Annotated in this window: 12 protein-coding genes; 6 read left to right on the forward strand and 6 right to left on the reverse strand. The window is 66.6% G+C overall.

The annotated features are described in order from the left end of the window. Positions 1–8: 8 nt before the first annotated feature. Positions 9–1,856: a translational GTPase TypA gene (typA, locus tag M1L61_RS04065; RefSeq protein WP_010483969.1), complete on the reverse strand. Its 1,848-nt coding sequence runs from the start codon at positions 1,854–1,856 to the stop codon at positions 9–11. Between the two features lie 273 nt (positions 1,857–2,129). On the opposite strand from typA, the gene M1L61_RS04070 reads away from it, so the two are divergent. From M1L61_RS04070 to M1L61_RS04095, 6 genes are all read left to right on the forward strand, one after another. Next, on the forward strand, positions 2,130–2,621 hold the full coding sequence (locus tag M1L61_RS04070; protein WP_004153629.1) for a peptidylprolyl isomerase: 492 nt from the start codon (positions 2,130–2,132) through the stop codon (positions 2,619–2,621). 118 nt (positions 2,622–2,739) lie between these two features. After that, positions 2,740–3,726 (forward strand): malate dehydrogenase, encoded by a 987-nt coding sequence (locus tag M1L61_RS04075; RefSeq protein WP_004153634.1) that lies wholly within the window; start codon positions 2,740–2,742, stop codon positions 3,724–3,726. 129 nt (positions 3,727–3,855) lie between these two features. Continuing rightward, positions 3,856–4,470, forward strand: coding sequence for an RluA family pseudouridine synthase (locus tag M1L61_RS04080; RefSeq protein ID WP_248854360.1), 615 nt, complete (start codon positions 3,856–3,858; stop codon positions 4,468–4,470). Positions 4,471–5,093: 623 nt separating this feature from the next. Beyond that, positions 5,094–6,974, forward strand: coding sequence for a propionate--CoA ligase (gene prpE / locus M1L61_RS04085; protein ID WP_248854361.1), 1,881 nt, complete (start codon positions 5,094–5,096; stop codon positions 6,972–6,974). A 193-nt stretch (positions 6,975–7,167) separates the two neighbouring features. Next, the gene (locus tag M1L61_RS04090) at positions 7,168–7,671 is read left to right on the forward strand and encodes a hypothetical protein (RefSeq protein ID WP_010483966.1); all 504 of its coding nucleotides are present in this window, start codon (positions 7,168–7,170) and stop codon (positions 7,669–7,671) included. Positions 7,672–7,718: 47 nt separating this feature from the next. Continuing rightward, complete coding sequence (locus M1L61_RS04095; RefSeq protein ID WP_049454874.1) at positions 7,719–8,774, forward strand: suppressor of fused domain protein; 1,056 nt, start codon at positions 7,719–7,721, stop codon at positions 8,772–8,774. 67 nt (positions 8,775–8,841) lie between these two features. Here M1L61_RS04095 and M1L61_RS04100 read toward each other — a convergent pair whose 3' ends face one another. The 5 genes from M1L61_RS04100 to M1L61_RS04120 form a co-directional block, all read right to left on the reverse strand. Further along, on the reverse strand, positions 8,842–9,453 hold the full coding sequence (locus M1L61_RS04100) for a glutathione S-transferase N-terminal domain-containing protein (protein ID WP_010483964.1): 612 nt from the start codon (positions 9,451–9,453) through the stop codon (positions 8,842–8,844). Between the two features lie 84 nt (positions 9,454–9,537). Beyond that, the gene (locus M1L61_RS04105) at positions 9,538–9,996 is read right to left on the reverse strand and encodes a cell wall hydrolase (protein ID WP_004154513.1); all 459 of its coding nucleotides are present in this window, start codon (positions 9,994–9,996) and stop codon (positions 9,538–9,540) included. Positions 9,997–10,294: 298 nt separating this feature from the next. Beyond that, positions 10,295–12,325, reverse strand: a complete 2,031-nt coding sequence (locus tag M1L61_RS04110; protein ID WP_248854362.1) for an NADPH-dependent 2,4-dienoyl-CoA reductase — start codon at positions 12,323–12,325, stop codon at positions 10,295–10,297. A gap of 101 nt (positions 12,326–12,426) precedes the next feature. After that, a complete protein-coding gene (locus M1L61_RS04115; protein ID WP_248854363.1) occupies positions 12,427–13,059 on the reverse strand; it encodes a hypothetical protein in 633 nt (210 codons plus the stop codon). 173 nt (positions 13,060–13,232) lie between these two features. Beyond that, positions 13,233–14,252 (reverse strand): zinc-binding alcohol dehydrogenase family protein, encoded by a 1,020-nt coding sequence (locus tag M1L61_RS04120; RefSeq protein ID WP_043401399.1) that lies wholly within the window; start codon positions 14,250–14,252, stop codon positions 13,233–13,235. Positions 14,253–14,548: the final 296 nt, after the last annotated feature.

Genomic DNA, 14,548 nt, shown 5'->3' on the forward strand with positions numbered 1-14,548 from the left:
GTGCTGGCTCAGCCGCCGCGCGAAGCCTTCTTGCGGTCGCTTTCGGTCAGGAACTTCTTGCGCAGACGGATCTCCTTCGGGGTGATCTCGACCAGCTCGTCGTCTTCGATGAAGTCCAGGGCCTGTTCCAGCGAGTACTTGATCGCCGGGGTCAGCTGGATCGCATCGTCCTTGCCCGAAGCGCGCATGTTGGTCAGCGGCTTGGTCTTGATCGCGTTGACGGTCAGGTCGTTGTCCTTGGAGTGGATGCCGACCAGCTGACCTTCATACACGTTGTCGCCTTCAGCTGCGAACAGCTTGCCGCGTTCCTGCAGCGGGCCCAGCGAGTAGGCCGGCGTGGTGCCCGGCGCATTGGCGATCATCACGCCGTTGATGCGCTTGGCAATCGCGCCCTGTTCCTTCGGACCGTAGTGGTCGAACACGTGGAACAGCAGGCCCGAACCCTGGGTCAGGGTCTTGAACTCGTTCTGGAAGCCGATCAGGCCACGGGCCGGGATCGAGTATTCCAGGCGCACGCGGCCCTTGCCGTCCGATTCCATGTTCTTCAGCTGGCCCTTGCGGGTGCCCAGCTTTTCCATCACGCCGCCCTGGTGGATTTCTTCGATGTCCACCACCAGCTGCTCGATCGGCTCCATCATCTGGCCGTCGATTTCCTTGATGATCACTTCCGGGCGCGACACGGCCAGCTCGTAGCCTTCGCGGCGCATGTTCTCGATCAGCACCGACAGGTGCAGTTCGCCACGGCCGGAGACCAGGAACTTGTCAGCGTCTTCCAGCTGCTCGACCTTCAGGGCCACGTTGTGGACCTTTTCACGGTCCAGGCGGTCCTTGATCTGGCGGCTGGTCAGGAACTTGCCACCGGACAGGTCCTTGTTGCCGGCGAACGGCGAGTTGTTGACCTGGAAGGTCATCGAGATGGTCGGCTCGTCGACGGTCAGCGCCGGCAGGGCTTCCGGGAAGTCCGGCGCGCAGATGGTGTCGGAGATGGTCAACTCCTGGATGCCGGAGATGGCCACGATGTCGCCGGCCTCGGCCGAATCCTGCTCGATGCGCTCCAGGCCCATGAAGCCCAGCACCTGCAGCACCTTGCCGTTGCGCTTCTTGCCTTCACGGTCGATGACCGCGACCTGCATGTTCTTCTTCAGGGTGCCGCGCTGGATGCGGCCGATGCCGATCACGCCCACGAAGTTGTTGTAGTCCAGCTGGCTGATGCGCATCTGGAACGGGCCTTCCGGGTCCACTTCCGGACGCGGCGCGTGCTGCATGATCGCTTCGTACAGCGGGGTCATGTCGCCGTCGCGCACGGTGTCTTCCAGGCCGGCGTAGCCGTTCAGGCCCGAGGCGTAGACGATCGGGAAGTCCAGCTGCTCGTTGGTCGCGCCGAGCTTGTCGAACAGGTCGAAGACCTGGTCGATCACCCATTCCGGACGGGCGCCCGGACGGTCGACCTTGTTGACCACGACGATCGGCTTGAAGCCCATCGCGAAGGCCTTCTGGGTCACGAAGCGGGTCTGCGGCATCGGGCCGTCCATCGCATCGACCAGGATCAGCACGGTGTCGACCATCGACAGCACGCGCTCGACCTCACCACCGAAGTCGGCGTGGCCGGGGGTGTCGACGATGTTGATCCGGTTCTTGATGCCGGTCTTCTTGTCTTCCCAGGTGATGGCGGTGTTCTTGGCCAGGATGGTGATGCCGCGTTCCTTTTCCTGGTCGTTGCTGTCCATCACGCGCTCGGCGAGGACGGTGCGCTCGGACAGGGTGCCGGACTGCTTCAGCAGCTGGTCGACCAGGGTGGTCTTGCCATGGTCGACGTGGGCGACGATGGCGATGTTGCGAAGATTTTCGATGGACATACGAAAGGGGGCCAGTCGGCGCCGGATTTGGAAAAAGAAGTCCAACATTATACGTCGAACTTGACGATTCGCGAAAAGGTGGATTTCACGCCGGTCATGGGGCCCATTCAGCTGGCTGTCCGCAGCGGCGGCCGAGGCCGCCAGGACCGTCGTGTGGGGCTCCCCCGCCGGCGGCTGAAGCCCGGATCTGCGCCCATGGTCGAAGCCGCCGCCGCCACGAGGCAGGTGTAAACTAGGTGGCTAGACGCGTTCCCCTCTGCATCAAGGATCTTCATGTCCCTCATCGCCACTTTCGACACCACCCAGGGCCCGATCAAGGTCGAGCTGTTCGCCGACAAGGCGCCGCTGACCGTGGCCAACTTCGTGAACCTGGTCAAGCACGGTTTCTATGACGGCCTGATCTTCCACCGCGTGATCGCCGACTTCATGATCCAGGGCGGCTGCCCGCAGGGTCGTGGCACCGGCGGCCCGGGCTACAAGTTCGAAGACGAGAAGAATGGCGTGAAGCACGAGGTCGGCTCGCTGTCGATGGCCAACGCCGGCCCGAACACCAACGGCAGCCAGTTCTTCATCACCCACATCAAGACCGACTGGCTGGACGGCCGCCACACCGTCTTCGGCAAGGTCCTGGAAGGCCAGGCCATCGTCGATTCGGTCAAGCAGGGCGACGTGATCCATTCGATCACCCTGGAAGGCGACGTCGACGCCGTGCTGGCCGCCCAGGCCGAGCGCGTCGCGGAGTGGAACAAGCACCTCGCCGCCTGACCCCCCTTCGAGACGGCCACCCACGGGTGGCCGTTTCCCTGTTCCCCGCCGCCCGCCAGGCCAGCGTGGCCACGCCCGCGGCGTCCCATCAAACGCTTGCAAGCAAGAGGAAACCCCCATGAAAGCACCCGTTCGTGTTGCCGTGACCGGCGCCGCCGGCCAGATCGGTTATGCCCTGCTGTTCCGCATCGCCTCCGGCGAAATGCTGGGCAAGGACCAGCCGGTCATCCTGCAGCTGCTGGAACTGCCGGTCGACAAGGCCCAGGCCGCCCTGAAGGGCGTGATGATGGAGCTGGAAGACTGCGCCTTCCCGCTGCTGGCCGGCATGGTCGGCACCGATGACGCCGAAGTCGCGTTCAAGGACGCCGACATCGCCCTGCTGGTCGGCGCACGTCCGCGTGGCCCGGGCATGGAGCGCAAGGACCTGCTGCTGGAAAACGCCAAGATCTTCACCGCCCAGGGCGCAGCGCTGAACAAGGTCGCCAGCCGTGACGTGAAGGTGCTGGTGGTCGGCAACCCGGCCAACACCAACGCCTACATCGCCATGAAGTCGGCGCCGGACCTGAAGCCGGAAAACTTCACCGCCATGCTGCGCCTGGACCACAACCGCGCGCTGAGCCAGCTGTCGACCAAGCTGGGCAAGCCGGTCGGTGGCATGGAGAAGCTGGTCGTGTGGGGCAACCACAGCCCGACCATGTACCCGGATTACCGTTTCGCCACCGCCGATGGCGCATCGATCGCCGATGCGATCAACGACCAGGAGTGGAACGCCAACACCTTCATCCCGACCGTGGGCAAGCGCGGCGCGGCGATCATCGAAGCCCGTGGCTCGTCCTCGGCTGCTTCGGCCGCCAACGCTGCCATCGACCATGTGCGTGACTGGGTGCTGGGCAGCAACGGCAAGTGGGTCACCATGGGCGTGCCGTCCGACGGTTCCTACGGCATTCCGGAAGGCGTGATCTTCGGCTTCGCAGTGACCACCGAGAACGGCAAGTACACCCTGGTCAAGGATCTGCCGATCGACGACTTCAGCCAGAAGTACATCGACAAGACCCTGGCCGAGCTGGAAGAAGAGCGCGCCGGCGTCGCCCACCTGCTGGGCTGATGCAGGCGGTACCGGCCACGGCCGGTACCTCCACCGCGATGGTGGGTACCGACCGTTGGTCGGTACGCTCACCGCAGAAGACGGGGAGGCTTCGGCTTCCCCGTTTTCGTTTGGAATTCCTGGAATCGCATGATCCACCTGCACTACATCGACGACGCGCTGCTGGTGGCCGAGAAGCCGGCCGGCCTGCTGTCCGTGCCCGGCCGCAGCGCCGAGAACCAGGACTGCGTGGTCGCGCGCCTGCAGGCGCTGTACCCGGATGCGTTGACGGTGCATCGGCTGGATCAGGTCACCTCCGGCCTGCTGCTGCACGCGCGAGGCAAGAAGATGCAGGCCGCATTGTCGATGCAGTTCGAGCAGCGCCAGGTCGGCAAGCGGTATGAAGCGGTGGTGCAGGGGCTGCTCCAGGGTGATGCCGGCGAAGTGGACCTGCCATTGATCGTGGACTGGCCGAACCGGCCGAAGCAGATGGTCGACCATGAGCGCGGCAAGCCGGCGCTGACGCGTTGGCGCGTGTTGGCTCGTGATGTTGAAGCGCAGCGCACGCGCGTGGAACTGGAACCGATCACCGGCCGCAGCCATCAGCTGCGCCTGCACATGGCCAGCCTTGGCCATCCGATCTTCGGCGATGTGCTGTATGACGCGGCACCGGCGCAACGCGTGCATCTGCATGCGCGCAGCCTGCGGTTTACGCATCCGCTGACGGGCGAGGCGCTCGCGTTCGAGTCCGCGGCTCCGTTCTAGGGGCCGGCAGGGCTTGCAGCCCTGCACCTGCCGAAGCTTTCAGGCAACAGCAACAGCAACGTCAAAAACTAAAGCGGCATTCCGCGGGATGGCGGGGCACTGTGGGTGTGCGGGGACGCCGTGAACCCATCCATGGGGGCTTGGTCGCGGCATTCATGCCGCTCACACCCCGCACACCCACAGTGCCCCGCCTTCGACAGATTTCCGTGGTCGTTGGTAGGTGTCGACCTTGGTCGACACATCTGTCAGAAATCGAATCGAATGGAATTCATCCGCGCATGGCGTGGATCGAGCGTGTCGACCAAGGTCGACACCCACCAAGAGCAGGCAATGCCAGCCCGAAAGATCGCGGGGAACTGTCGAAGGCGGGGTGGGTCCGGTTGCGGGGGCGTGAGCCGCATGGATGCGGCGACCGAGCCTCCATGGACGGATTCACGGCGTCCCCCGCAACCGGACCCGCCCCGCCATCCCCGGTAAGCCAGCTTCTGCTGTTGCTTCGGCTTCTGCAGGTGCAGGGCTGCAAGCCCTGCAGAACAAACCCACCCCCCTACCAAGGTAGGGCGGCCCGCTCGCCAGCGCCGGACTATCCTCGAACCCATGACTTTGTCTGGGAGGGCTGCGTCATGAACTACGAGGAAACCTACCGTCGCTCGATCGACGAGCCGGAGGCCTTCTGGGGCGAGGAAGCCAAGCGCATCCATTGGCACAAACCGCCGCAGCAGGTGCTCGACTACAGCAACCCGCCGTTCCGGCGCTGGTTCGTCGGTGGTGAAACCAATCTCTGCTACAACGCCGTGGATCGCCACCTGGCCGAGCGCGCCGACCAGCTCGCGCTGGTCGCCATCTCCACCGAAACCAACAACACGCGTGAGATCACCTATCGCCAGCTGTACCGCGAAGTGAACGACTTCGCCGCCGTGCTCAAGCACCTCGGCGTCGGTCACGGTGACCGCGTGGTGATCTACATGCCGAACATGGCCGAAGCCGTGTTCGCGATGCTCGCCTGCGCGCGCATCGGTGCGGTGCACTCGGTGGTGTTTGGTGGCTTCGCCGCGCACAACCTGGCGCTGCGCATCGACGATGCGAAGCCCAGGCTGCTCATCGCCGCCGATGCCGGCATGCGCGGTGGCAAGCTGATTCCGTACAAGCCGATGGTCGACGCCGCCTGCGCCGAAGCGGCCTCGCCACCACCGCACGTGCTGATCGTGTCGCGCGGACTGGACGCAGCCGAACCGCGCGTGCCGGGCCGTGACGTGGAGTACGCCACGTTGCGCGCGCAGATCGGGGAAGTCGATGTGCCGGTGCAATGGCTGGAAGCAAGCGAACCGAGCTACCTGCTGTATACCTCCGGCACCACCGGCAAGCCGAAGGGCGTGCAGCGTGATGTCGGTGGCTATGCGGTGGCGATGGCGCAGTCGATGGAAACCGTGTTCGACTGCAAGCCAGGGCAGGTGATGTTTTCCACCTCCGACGTCGGCTGGGCCGTCGGCCATTCCTACAACGTCTACGGCCCGCTGATCGGTGGCTGCACCTCGCTGCTGTACGAAGGGCTGCCGACCAACCCCGATCCGGGCATCTGGTGGGCGCTGTGCGAGCAGTACAACGTGCGTACGATGTTCTCTTCGCCTACCGCCATCCGCGTGCTGAAGAAGCACGACGCGGACTTCATCCACCGGCATGACCTGGGCGCGCTGAAGTACCTGTTCCTGGCCGGTGAGCCGCTGGATGAACCGACCGCGCACTGGATCAGCGAAGCGCTCGGCAAGCCGATCATCGACAACTACTGGCAGACCGAAACCGGCTGGCCGGCACTGACCCTGCTGCCGGGCCTGGAGATGAAGCCGGTGCGCTTCGGTTCGCCGGGTTTCCCCAATCTCGGCTATCGGATGAAGGTGATCGACGAGAACACCGGTGAGGAAGTCGCACCGGGGCAGAAGGGCGTGCTGGTGGTGTCGCCGCCGTTGCCGCCGGGCTGCATGAGCACGGTGTGGAATGATGACAGCCGCTTCCTGCAGAGCTACTTCAGCCACTTCAAGGAACTGCTGTACAGCTCGCTGGACTGGGCGATCCGCGATGATGATGGTTACACCTTCATCCTCGGCCGCACTGACGATGTGATCAACGTGGCCGGGCACCGCCTGGGCACGCGCGAGATCGAGGAGGCCATTTCCAGCCATCCGCGCGTGGCCGAGGCTGCCGTGATCGGGGTCAAGGACGAACTGAAGGGGCAGGTGCCGCTGGTGTTCGTCACCCTCAAGCAGGGGCTCGATGGCGAGGATCCGGCGCCGGTGGTGGCCGAGATGATGGCGACGGTGACGACTTCGCTTGGTGCGGTAGCGCGCCCGGCGCATGTGCACGTGGTCAATGCACTGCCCAAGACCCGTTCGGGCAAGCTGCTGCGGCGCTCGTTGCAGGCGTTGGCCGAACAGCGCGACCCGGGTGACCTGTCGACGCTGGATGATCCCAGCGCGCTGGAGGAAATCCGCCGCGCGCTGGGCCGCTGACCTGCTTCTGCAGAGCCGAGCCGATGCTCGGCTCCGCATGCCTTGCCAAAGCAGCCGAGCATGGGCTCGGCTCTACAGGGGAGGCCGTTGCTGCACCGCAGCTTCCTCCCTGCAACCGGTGCGCTAAGCTCGGTTGCAGGGGAGCGTGCCCGCCAGGGCGCGCCGGCATTGCGCATCGAGGGAGGGGGAGGCAATGGCATTGCTGCACGCCAAGACGGCGGCTGGCCGTCAGGAAATCGAAGACCGTGGCCGGCGCCTGCCGGCGGCACTGCGTTCGATCCTGCTGATGGTCGACGGCCATCGCGATGACACTGAATTGCGCGGCCTGTTCGAAGGCCTGCGTGCGCCGCCCGACGCACTGGAGCAATTGTCAGCGCAGGGCCTGATCGAAGTGATCGGCGGAAGTGCCGAGGTGACACCGCTGCGCGGCATCAGCACCGGGCGCGAACAGGACCCGGCGCTGTACCAGCAGCTGTACGACGCGATGAGCGAGGCGGTACGCCGCCACCTGGGCCTGAAGGGCTACTTCATGCAGTTGAAGATCGAACGCTGCACCGATGCGCTGGCGCTGGAACGCCTGTGCCCGGAACTGCTGGCGGCGGTGGGCAAGGCGCGCAGTCCGGCGCTGGCGCAGCGCTGGTGGCAGGAAACCCAGGCTGCCGTGGTCAATGGTGGTGGCGAGGTCGTGCAGGCCTGAGCCACCGCGTAAAGTGATCGGTTCACTTCCCCCACAAGGAGTCCCGCGTGCAGGACGACCACGACGACACCGACACCCCTGGCTGGGACGCGATCAATGCGGCGCTGGCGCCCCTGTATGCCGGGCAGGAGCCGCGTCACTTCGGCACCGCGCTGCCGTACACGCTCGGTGGCCAGGATCCTCTCGATGGCATCAGCGTGTACTGGGCGGATGCGCCTGTACCCCACTGGCACTACATCACTTATGGCTTCTCCGAACTGTATGCCAAGGAGAGCAGTGATGCCGCCACCAGCGGCTATGGTTTCGAGCTGACCTTCCGCCTCGCTGCCGACGCCGGTGAGAACGCCGGTAGCACCCCGCCGGTGTGGCCGATGAACCTGCTGCAGAACCTGGCGCGCTATGTGTTCGGCAGTGGCAACGTGTTCGAGGACGGTCACCATCTCAATGCCAACGGCCCGATCGCGCTGGAGACCGGCACGCGCTTGTGCCATCTGGCCTTCGTCGCGGATCCGCAGTTGCCCGCACGCGACACCGCCAATGGCCACCTGCAGTTCCTGCAGCTGGTCGGGCTGACCGATGAGGAGATGGAAGCGGTCAAGCGCTGGTCGACGCGCGGCGTGCTGCAGGCGCTGCAACCGGCGATGCCGCTGTGGATCAGCGACCTGCATCGCGGCAACCTGCTGGAGGAACCGGCGCTGGCCGCACAGGTGCAGGCCGGCAGCGAGCGCGAGGGCTCCAGTACCGGCATGTTGTTCATCGAGACACTGGATTGGCGGCAGGAGGCGGGCGTCACCACCCTGGTGCTGGGGGCCGGCCAGGTCGCCAGCGTGTGCGAGCTGCTGCCGCTGCGCCTGCGCCACGGCAGATCGCTGGAACTGGTCAGCCGCGAGCGGCAGTGGGAGTTCGTTCCGGCCAGGGGCGGTGAAGTGGGCGACGTCTCCGCCGACAACGCGCGCTGGGCACTGGACGAGGCGGGATTGCGGGCCCTGGCGGGCGTGCGTGCCGAGCGCGGTATCTACCCGGTGGTGGAGGCGCTGCGCATCGAAGTGGTGCCGACCTGCCTGCGCGATGCCAAGGGCGAAGTGATCCGCCAGATCGGCTGATCACGCTGCTGGAACCGAGGGGGTCAGAGCCGCCTGCTGCGCAGACGGATCCGACCCCAGGTCAAGATCAGGCCAGGCCTTCAGCCTTCAGCGCGGCCTGCACGCCGGCGTCGGCATCCATGCGCGCCTTGTAGGCGGCCAGGTTGTCCAGGCCGGACAGGTCGACCTTGGTGCCGGCGGCCCAGCGCAGGGTGATGTAGAAGTACGGATCGGCGAAGCTGCGGAAGCCGGCCAGCCACGGCTTGTCGGCCAGCTGCTTGTCGGCGGTCTCGAACAGGCCACGCAGGCGCTTGTGCGCGGCGGCGCGGATCGCATCGAACTGGCTCTCGTCGGCGATGAACTTGCCCGGCGCGAACAGCGGCGAGAAGGCCGGATGCACATCGGAATTGACGAAGGCCAGCCAGCGGGTGGCTTCGGCGCGCTGGCGCGGGCTGCCATCGCCGCCGAGGCCGGCCTGCGGGTAGGTGTCGGCGATATAGCCCATGATCGCGGCGTTCTGCAGCAGCACGAAGTCGCCGTCGACCAGTGCGGGGACGGCACCGGCCGGATTGATCTTGAGGAATTCCGGCCCCTTCAGGGTGTCCTTGTTCAGCAGTTCAACCTCGAACGGCTGGCCGGTCCACTGCAGGGCGATGTGGTCGGCGGTGGAACAGGCACCGGGCTTGCTGTACAGCTTCATGGGAACTCCAGGTGATGCGGGCGGGAAACGCCCACTATCCCAGAGCCTGCCCGCGGGCGGCAACGCTGCCGCCAGCACGGATCGTTACGACTGCCGCGGCTTGAGGTTCTGCACCTTGTAGAAGGTGTGATCGCCGATGGTGGCCACCTGGTACGCATTGCGCCAGTTCGGGCTGGCGATGGACAGCGCGGCGAAGTGGCTGGCACCGGGCACGATCTCGCGGCGCTCGCCGGCCGGCAGCGCCCAGTTGCGCTCGGCGTCGAAGGCCACGTTCATCGCCTCGCTCCAGGCCGCGTCGTTGCCCAGCTGGGTACCGGGGGAGACGATGGTCGGTGCGAACTGCTTGCGCGCGGTGACCACCTGGCACATCGAGTCGCCCCACAGGCCACTGTCGAGACGGCGCAGGGCGACCTCGGCGACGGCCTGCTGGCCCCGCAGGGTCTGGTCGCGGGCTTCCAGGTAAACGGTGGTGCTCAAACACAATGAATCAGCGGCCGGCTGCGGCAACAACTGCGACAGCCAGAGAATCCAGGCCAGTTTCATATAACTCCTTGCTCCGTGTGGGCCGCACCCTCCGGTTCCTGCCGCGGGGGCGACAGGAGGCGGGGTACGACTTGGCGTCATGGGGAGGCGGCCATCGGGGCCGCCCCGTGGGCAGCCCCAAAAGAAACGATCAGTACCGATCGAGGGGGCTGCGCCGGCTCACCGGAAACTGGCTGGTGAGCGGAAAGATGGCGCAAGGTAGGGGGGGATAGCCGAACGCATCGTGAACCGTGCGGCTTGACATTCAGGTTCGGCAGGGGTGACGGAAATCACATTCCGCCCCCCATTCAGGCCCTCATCAGAGCGCAGCGGCGACCCGGCTGCCCTGGTCGATCGCCCGCTTCGCATCCAGTTCGGCGGCCACATCGGCGCCGCCGATCAGCTGCGCGTTGATGCCGGCGGCCTGCAGTTCGGCCTGCAATGCGCGGTTCGGTTCCTGCCCGGCGCAGATCACCACATGGTCGACCGGCAGCAGCTGTTCGCTGCCTTCCACGCGGATGCGCAGGCCCTCGTCGTCCACGCCCAGGTACTCGACGCCGCCGAGCATGCGCACGCCCTTGGCCTTCAGCGTGGCGCGATGGATCCAGCCGGTGGTCTTGCCCAGTCGCGCGCCGGGCTTGCCCGGGCTGCGCTGCAGCAGCCACAGCCGGCGCGGCGAGGCTTCTGCCTGCGGCCTGGTCAGCGAGCCGCGGGCCTCGAACGTGCTGTCCACGCCCCATTCGGCCATCCAGCGCTGCGGGTCCAGCGAGGGCGACTCACCGGCGTGGCTGAGGAATTCGCCGACATCGAAGCCGATGCCGCCGGCGCCGATGATCGCCGCATTGGCGCCCACTTCGACCCGCCCCAGCAGCACGTCCAGATAGCTGACCACCTTGGCGTGGTCGGCGCCGGGGAAATCGACCTTGCGCGGGGTGATGCCGGTGGCCAGCACCACCTCGTCGAAGCCGGCCAGGTTGGCGGCATCAGCACGGGTGCCGAGGCGCAGCTGCACGCCGGTCTCCTGCAGCGTGTGGCGGAAGTAGCGCAGGGTCTCGTAGAACTCTTCCTTGCCGGGGATGCGCTTGGCCACGTTGAACTGCCCGCCGATCTCCTCGTTGGCATCGAACAGGGTGACCTGGTGGCCGCGCTGGGCAGCGACGGTGGCACAGGCCAGGCCGGCGGGGCCTGCACCGACCACGGCAACCTTCTTCGGCGTAGTGGTGGGGCGGTAGACCAGCTCGGTCTCGTGCGCGGCGCGCGGGTTGACCAGGCAACTGGCCAGCTTGTTCTCGAACACGTGGTCCAGGCAGGCCTGGTTGCAGGCGATGCAGGTGTTGATCGCCTCGGCGCGGCCGGCACGGGCCTTGTTCGGCCACTGCGGGTCGGCCAGCAGCGGCCGCGCCAGCGACACCATGTCGGCGCCGCCATCGGCGAGGATGCGCTCGGCGACGTCGGGCATGTTGATGCGGTTGGTCGCCACCAGCGGCACTTTCACATGTGGCTTGAGCTTGGCGGTGACCCCGGCGAAGGCAGCGCGCGGCACCGAGGTGGCGATGGTCGGGATGCGCGCTTCGTGCCAGCCGATGCCGGAATTGATGATCGTTGCGCCGGCCGCCTCGATGGCCTGCGCCTGCTGCACGATCTCGTCCCAGTTGCTGCCGTCGTCCACCAGATCCACCAGCGACAGGCGGTAGATGATGATGAAGTCCGGGCCGCAGGCCTCGCGGATACGGCGCACGATCTCCACCGCGAAGCGCATGCGCTGGCGCGCGTCGCCACCCCAGGCATCGGTGCGCTTGTTGGTGCGCGGGGCGATGAACTCGTTGATGAGGTAGCCCTCCGAGCCCATCACTTCCACGCCGTCGTAGCCGGCCTCGCGGGCCAGCTTCGCGCTGCGTGCGTAGTCGGCGATATGGCGCTCGACGCCGCTGGCCGAGAGCGCGCGCGGGGTGAACGGGTTGATCGGTGCCTTCAGCTTCGACGGCGCCACCGACAAAGGGTGGTAGGCATAGCGGCCGGCATGCAGCAGCTGCAGGCAGATCTTCGCGCCGTGCTGGTGCGCGGCGGCGGTGAGCTGGCGGTGCGGGCGTACTTCCCACGGCCAGGACAGCTTGCCGCCGAACGGCTTCAACCAGCCCACTACATTCGGCGCGAAGCCACCGGTGACGATCAGGCCGACGCCGCCCTCGGCGCGTTCGGCGAAATAGGCCGCCAGCCGCGGGAAGTCGCGGCCGCGATCCTCCAGGCCGGTGTGCATCGAGCCCATCAATACGCGGTTGCGCAGCTGGGTGAAGCCCAGGTCCAGCGGGGCGAACAGGTGGGGATAGGCGCTTTCGTTGGCTGGCGACATGGTCGATACGCTTGCGTACGGAAGCGCGAAGCGTGCCGCGAAACGGCGGCCGGAGCAAGGGCTGGCGAATCGGTAGCGCCGGGCCATGCCCGGGGACGCGGCTACCCGTGGCCGCGCTGTGCGCTCGCCGGGCGCGGTCCGGGCATCGGCCGGCCAATCCCGAACCAGCCCAGCGTCATTCCGCACAGCGGCCCGATCAGCAGGGCGAAGGCCAGCGTGCCGAGGCCGACATTGCCGCCCAGCCACCAGCCCAGCAGCAGCACGCTGCCCTCGATCAGGCTGCGCACTTTCCAGATCGGCCAGCCGGTACGGGCGTGTAGGCCGGTCATCAGGCCGTCGCGCGGGCCAGGGCCCAGCTTGGCGCCGATATACAGGCCGGTGGCCAGCGCGACCAGCAGCATGCCGGCGCAGAACATCGCCAGCTGCCAGCCCAGGCCGACCGCCGGCGGCAGCAGCCACAGCCCGAACTGCGCGGACGGGCCGATCAGCATCACGTTGAGCACGGTGCCAACGCCCGGCTTCTGCCGCAGCGGCCACCACAGCAGCAGCACCAGCGCACCGATCACATTGGTGGCCAGCCCGAACGAGAGCGGCGTCTGCGCGGCGATGCCCTGCGACAGCACATCCCAGGGCGCCACGCCGACGGCGGCACGGATCATCAGCGATGCGCCGAAGCCGTACAGGAACAGGCCGGTGATCAGTTGCAGCATGCGCAGGGGCAGGGCGGTGGGCATGGCGGTCTCGGGGGCGGGGGATCTGTTTCCACCGTAATCCCGATCCAGTCAATTCAATAGATACAGATGCCGACCAATCCGCCGCTACAGGCGGAATCTGTAGCGCCGAGCCCATGCTCGGCTGCTTTGCCTGGCACCACCAGCCGAGCATGGGCTCGGCGCTACATGACGCGTCAGTCGCCCCAGCCTGCCAGCGCCAGCTTGCCCACCGTGCGTCCGCCGGCCAGGCGCTGATGCGCGATGTCCAGATTTGTCGCATTGATCGGGCCCAGCGTCTCGCTGAGGGTGCCGCGCAGCTGGCCGGCATCGATCATGCTGGCCGTGCGGCTGAGGATGCGGTGCTGCTCGATGCAGTCGGCAGTGGCAAAGCGCGAGCGCGCGAACATGAACTCCCAGTGGATGCCGATGCACTTGGCCTTGTAGGGATCGCCGATCCGCAGCGGCCCACGTGGCTCGACGATCAGGCCGACGTGTCCCTGCGGCGCCAGCAACAGGCCCAGTTCGTCCCAGTAGTGATCGGTGTCGGCCAGGTTGAGTGCGACCTGCACCGCGTCGATGCCCAGCGCCTGCAGCTGGGCCTGAAGCGGTTGCCGGTGGTCGATCACGTGCCGGGCACCCATCTGCCGGCACCAGTCGGCCGAGGCCTCGCGCGACGCCGTGGCGATCACCTCGAAACCCGCATGGCGGGCCAGCTGGATCGCCATCGAGCCGACCCCGCCCGCACCGCCGATCACCAGCAGGTGCTGGCCGGCGTGGCGGCGATCGTCCAGGCGCAGGGGCATGCGCTCGAACAGCAGCTCCCAGGCGGTGAGCGTGGTCAGCGGCAGCGCTGCGGCCTCAGCGAAATCCAGCGTGGTGGGTTTGCGCGCGACCAGGCGTTCGTCCACCCACTGGTACTGCGCATTGCAGCCGGGGCGGGTGACATCACCGGCGTAATAGACCTCGTCACCAGAGGCGAACAGGCTGGCCTCGTCGCCGATCGCCTCGACCACGCCGGCGGCGTCCCAACCCAGCACGCGGGGCGCCTGGAGCGTGGCCGGATCCGTGCTGGCACGCTGCTTGCCATCGACGGGGTTGACCGAAACCGCCTCGACCCGGACCAGCAGGTCACGCCCCCGGGGAGGCAGCGGCGGGGGCAGGTGGATATCGCACAGGGCAGGGGCGGATTCACGACTCAGGGCGACGGCTTTCATCACGGCTCCGGCTGGGTTCGTGGCTCCATCATAAGGTTCCTCACCTTTCCGCAAACACGCTGAACCGTGTGATGCAGTACGTTGCGCAATATGTCGTTTTCCCCGCCTAAACCCCGTCAAACCCTTGCAGCGTGAGGGTCTTGCGGATTTTCATCATCCTGTATAGGGTTTCAACGTCGGACCGGTGGACGGTCGGGCGCAACACTTCACATGTTACGGGACTGTTAACATGGCCTTCACCCGCCTGAGCATAATGTTCGCGGCGGTGGCGTGCTGAATCGGCTGTCGTACATCGA

This window comes from Stenotrophomonas sp. NY11291, assembly GCF_023277365.1.
GTDB lineage: Bacteria > Pseudomonadota > Gammaproteobacteria > Xanthomonadales > Xanthomonadaceae > Stenotrophomonas > Stenotrophomonas geniculata.

Excerpts from the sequence above, each read along its gene's own strand:
- typA (WP_010483969.1), bottom strand. The coding sequence starts at position 1,856 with ATGTCCATCGAAAATCTTCGCAACATCGCCATCGTCGCCCACGTCGAC.
- M1L61_RS04080 (WP_248854360.1), top strand. The coding sequence starts at position 3,856 with ATGATCCACCTGCACTACATCGACGACGCGCTGCTGGTGGCCGAGAAG.
- M1L61_RS04070 (WP_004153629.1), top strand. The coding sequence starts at position 2,130 with ATGTCCCTCATCGCCACTTTCGACACCACCCAGGGCCCGATCAAGGTC.
- M1L61_RS04100 (WP_010483964.1), bottom strand. The coding sequence starts at position 9,453 with ATGAAGCTGTACAGCAAGCCCGGTGCCTGTTCCACCGCCGACCACATC.
- M1L61_RS04105 (WP_004154513.1), bottom strand. The coding sequence starts at position 9,996 with ATGAAACTGGCCTGGATTCTCTGGCTGTCGCAGTTGTTGCCGCAGCCG.
- M1L61_RS04075 (WP_004153634.1), top strand. The coding sequence starts at position 2,740 with ATGAAAGCACCCGTTCGTGTTGCCGTGACCGGCGCCGCCGGCCAGATC.
- M1L61_RS04120 (WP_043401399.1), bottom strand. The coding sequence starts at position 14,252 with ATGAAAGCCGTCGCCCTGAGTCGTGAATCCGCCCCTGCCCTGTGCGAT.
- M1L61_RS04115 (WP_248854363.1), bottom strand. The coding sequence starts at position 13,059 with ATGCCCACCGCCCTGCCCCTGCGCATGCTGCAACTGATCACCGGCCTG.
- M1L61_RS04090 (WP_010483966.1), top strand. The coding sequence starts at position 7,168 with ATGGCATTGCTGCACGCCAAGACGGCGGCTGGCCGTCAGGAAATCGAA.
- prpE (WP_248854361.1), top strand. The coding sequence starts at position 5,094 with ATGAACTACGAGGAAACCTACCGTCGCTCGATCGACGAGCCGGAGGCC.
- M1L61_RS04110 (WP_248854362.1), bottom strand. The coding sequence starts at position 12,325 with ATGTCGCCAGCCAACGAAAGCGCCTATCCCCACCTGTTCGCCCCGCTG.